Consider the following 4,199-nt stretch of genomic DNA (forward strand, 5'->3'; position numbering starts at 1 on the left):
GCCCTCGACCAGCACCTTGGAGCCCTGGGCGGAGCTGACCCCGTACTCGGGGTTGTCCCGGAAGTAGTTGTTGAACACGTGGACGTGCTCGGCGTTGCGGGCACGCGGATGCCGGGAGGTGGTGCCGTCGAAGAAGTTGTGGTGGACCGACACCCGCAGCGCACCGGTGTCGTCCTCGGCGGAACCGATGGTGAGGGCGGCCTCGGCGTCGACGAAGTGGTTCCAGGACAGGGTGACGTTGTCGGCGCCGTCGGTCACCATGACGAGGGCGTCGTCGCCCGCCCCGGTGAAGGTCGAGCCGTCCACCCACACATGGTGGGCGTCGCCGTGGACGGCGATGGCGGTGCCGTCCACGTCCATGGCGACGTTGGCGACGATGACGTTCGTGGAGCCGTCGATGTCCAGTCGGCCGTCGGTCAGTTCGGCGCCCTCGCCCACGCCCAGGACGGTCTTGTCGGAGCCGACCGGGATGGTGCCGTCGAGGTCGATGTCGCCCTCGACCTCCACCACGAGGGGCTCATCGGAGGACAGGTGTTCGGCGAGGCTGTCGGCGTCGTCGGCGGTGACGGTCTCCCCCGCGGCACCACCGGTCACCCCGGGGTGCTCCGTGTCCTCGTCCTCGCTCCCTTCCTCGGGCTCCTCACCGTCCTCGCTCTCCTGGCCGGGAACCGCTTCCACCGCTCCGGGCTCGGCCGCCCACCCCACCGGGGTACCGAAGGGCAACTCCTCCTCGGGCTCCTCCGATGGCGAGGCGACCTCGTCGGGTTCCTCCGGTTCCGGGTTCACCGCCGCGCCGGTGGGTGTCTCGGTGTCCTCGGCGGTCTCTTCGGGACGGGAACAGGAGGCCAGGGCCGCACACAGCAGGACCGCGAGGCAGGCCGCGGCGAGTTGGTGGAGTCGCATCTGGAACTTTCCAACGAGCGGGGAGGGAGGGGGTGTCGAATCGTACCGATTCTCTCAGGCCCGGAGAGAGCGCGGGCACGGTGGGCGCCGCCCCTCACGGCCGTCCCCGCCCGCTCACGGCCGAGGGCGCCGACCCCCTGTTCGGGGGGCCGACGCCCTCTGGTGACGCTCAGACCGTCCGGGCGCTCACCGCGCCCGGAGGTCGGAAGTGACCGTGGAGGTTACTCCGCGGCCCAGCCGATGTCCTCGTAACGGAAGCCGGAGGCCAGACCGAACTCACCGAAGTTGTGCAGGTTCTCGTTCAGGACCCAGAAGCCGGGACGCTCGAACAGCGGGATGGTCACGACCTCGTCCCACAGGAGGGCGTCGATCTCGTTGGCGATCCGGGCGTACTCGTCCTGGTCGGTCTCCATCGCGAGCTCGTCGAAGAGCTCGTCGATCTCCGGGGTGGAGTGGCGGGAGCTGTTGTTGCCCCAGTCCTCGCCGTCCTCGTCCAGCGGCATGCCGTAGTTGCCCTTGGAGCCGGAGGCGAAGGGGTCGGTGCCGGTGAGGACGAACGCGGCCATCTCGTAGTTACCGGGCGTGATGTACTCGGTGAACAGGGCGTTGGCCGGGACCTGCTGGACGTTGACCTCGATGCCGACCTCGGCCAGCTGCTCGCGGGCGATGTCACCCTCGTCGCGGGCGATGTCCAGACCCTCGGAGTAGACGTAGTTGAGGGTCAGGGTGTCGCCGTCCTCGTTGCTGCGGAAGTCGGCTCCCTCGTCCTGGGTCCAGCCGGCCTCGTCGAGCAGTTCGTTGGCGCGGTCGATGTCGACCTCGCCCAGGTCACCACTGTTGTCCTGGTAGCCGTGCTGGCTGGAGCGCAGGAGACGGTTGACCTCGCCGGTGATCGGCCATTCGACGGAGCCCAGGGCCACCTCGGCCATGATGTCGCGGTCGATGGTCAGCGCGATGGCCTGACGGACGTTCTTGTCCTCCAGGCGCGGGCTGGAGCCGTTGAGCGCGACGAAGCGGTGACCGTGGTTGATGGCGCGGGTGAAGTAGGCGCCCTCGCCCTCCTGGTCCTTCAGACGCTCGTAGCCGGCGAGGTCGTAGCCCAGGTAGAAGGCGTCGATCTCATCGTTGTCGAACGCACCGGACATGGCGGCGCTGTCCATGGCATCGAAGATGATGCGGTCGAGCTTGGCCTCGTCGCCCCACCAGTCCTCGTCCTTCTCGATGGTGATGCGCTCGGCGACCTCGTCGAACTCGGCGTTGCCGAACGGACCGGCCGTGACGGGGAGGTCCCGGTAGTAGCCCTCCGCGAAGAGCTCCTCGTCCTCCATGTACTTCTTGGGGTACAGCTCACCGAAGAGGGTCGGCCACTCACCGAACGGGTCGGTCATCTTCAGGGTGAAGGAGTACTCGTCGTCACCCTCGACGACCTCGTCGACCCACTCGTAGCCCACGGTGGAGCCGAGTTCGTAGTCGCCGTCACGGTCACCCTTGCGGGTGATGACGTTGGCCTCGTAGTCCTCCCAGGTGATGGGCTCACCGTCGGACCAGACCGCGTCCGGGTTCAGCTCGTACCAGACCTCGAGGCCGTCGTCGCTGACGCCGTAGTCGAGAACGTAGTTCTCGTCGGGGTAGTAGTTGCCCTCGGCGTCGTAGATGGTGGCCTTGGGCATCGTGGCGGCGATGACACGACGGACATCGCCCTTGTTGCCCTGGACGTGCGCCATGTTGTGCTGGTCCTCGTACTCACTGAGGGCCCAGACGAAGTCGCCGCCGTCCTGCAGGTCGTCGCGGTCGGCCGGGTTGAGGTCCTCACCCGGGAGCGAGGCCGCCTCCTGCTGCGCGTCTTCCGCGGACTGGTCGTCGTCTCCACCACAGGCGGTGGCCATCAGGGCCAACGCCATGACGGGGGCGAGGTAACGCGCCTTCCCGAAACGCATGGATTTCCTCCTAGGGGATGAATCGGCCAGTGCGCGGGGCGGCACTGGTCCGTGCCTTCGAACCGGGTCTTTTCCGGTTCAGAGCACCGTCTGTCGCTCTGCGAAGTGACAGGCGGCGCCCTGGTCGCCACCGTTGGTGGAACGGATGGTCGGCTCGACGCTCATGCACTGCTCCTGGTCGGACTCCGAGAGCGTGATGAACTTCTGGCACCTGGTCCGGAACCTGCAACCCGAGGGCGGGTTCGCGGGGCTTGGCAGGTCACCGTCCAGGACGATGTGCGTGCGCGCGCGTTCCTTCTCCGGATCGGGGATGGGGATCGCGGACAGCAGCGCCTGGGTGTAGGGGTGGGCCGGACGGGTGTAGATCGACTTGGTGTCGCCGATCTCCACGATCTTGCCGAGGTACATGACCGCCACCCGGTCGGCGATGTGCCGGACCACGGACAGGTCGTGCGCCACGAACAGGTAGGACAGGCCGAGTTCGGCCTGGAGCTCTTCGAGCAGGTTGACCACGCCCGCCTGGATGGACACGTCCAGGGCGGAGACCGGCTCGTCCAGGACCAGCAGCTTCGGTTTCAGGGCCAGGGCTCGGGCGATACCGATGCGCTGGCGCTGGCCGCCGGAGAACTCGGCGGGGAAGCGGGTGGCGTGCTCGGGGTTGAGACCCACCAGTTGGAGGAGTTCGTAGACCCGTTCGGTGACCTCGGCAGCGGATGCTCCGTGCGTGTGCAGGGGCTCGGCGATGATGTCGAACACCGGCATACGCGGGTCCAGGGAGCTCATCGGGTCCTGGAACACGATCTGCATGTCGCGGCGCAGGTCGAAGCGGGCCTGGCGGGACAGGGTCGCGCTGGAGCGCCCCATCACCTCGACGCTGCCGCGCTGGGGTTTGTCCAGACCCATGATCTCCATGAGGGTGGAGGACTTGCCGCAACCGGATTCGCCGACGATGGCGAGGGTCTCGCCCTCACGGACGTCGAAGCTGACCCCGTCGACCGCGTACACGGTGCCGACCCGGCGCTTGAAGACGGCGCCCTTGGTGAGCGGGTGGTGCTTGATGAGGTCCTCGACCACCAGCATCGGGGAGCGCTCTTCACGGGGAAGGGAGGAGCCCTCGACCTCGGGGATGTCCGGGACCGGGTAGATGTCCTGGGCGGTCCAGGCGTTGGCGTCGATCTCGGCGGAGCGGATGCAGGCGGTGCGCTGCACGGCGGTCTCGTGTGCCTCGACGTCGGTTCCGGAGGCATCGGCCCGCTCGTCGCCCGGCTGGGCGCCGATCGGCAGCAGGTCGGGTTCGCCGGCCTCGCACTCGGGCCGGGCGATGGGGCAGCGCGGGGCGAACGGGCAGCCGGGCGGCAG

The 4,199-nt window shown here is 68.2% G+C and carries 3 protein-coding genes; all 3 read right to left on the reverse strand.

What is annotated here, in order from left to right; all coding sequences use genetic code 11:
• The coding region (locus tag K8V84_RS18140) for a polysaccharide lyase family 1 protein (RefSeq protein WP_304076425.1) at positions 1-903 on the reverse strand (903 nt) is incomplete at its 3' end.
• Positions 904-1,124: 221 nt separating this feature from the next.
• Complete coding sequence (locus K8V84_RS18145; RefSeq protein WP_304076426.1) at positions 1,125-2,840, reverse strand: ABC transporter family substrate-binding protein; 1,716 nt, start codon at positions 2,838-2,840, stop codon at positions 1,125-1,127.
• A gap of 78 nt (positions 2,841-2,918) precedes the next feature.
• Positions 2,919-4,199 (reverse strand): ABC transporter ATP-binding protein (locus K8V84_RS18150; protein WP_304076428.1); only part of this gene is annotated, 1,281 nt, incomplete at its 5' end.

Origin of the sequence: Nocardiopsis listeri (assembly GCF_020741345.1) — a bacterium.
GTDB classification, from domain to species: Bacteria; Actinomycetota; Actinomycetes; order Streptosporangiales; family Streptosporangiaceae; genus Nocardiopsis; species Nocardiopsis listeri_A.

Excerpts from the sequence above, each read along its gene's own strand:
- K8V84_RS18145 (WP_304076426.1), bottom strand. The coding sequence starts at position 2,840 with ATGCGTTTCGGGAAGGCGCGTTACCTCGCCCCCGTCATGGCGTTGGCC.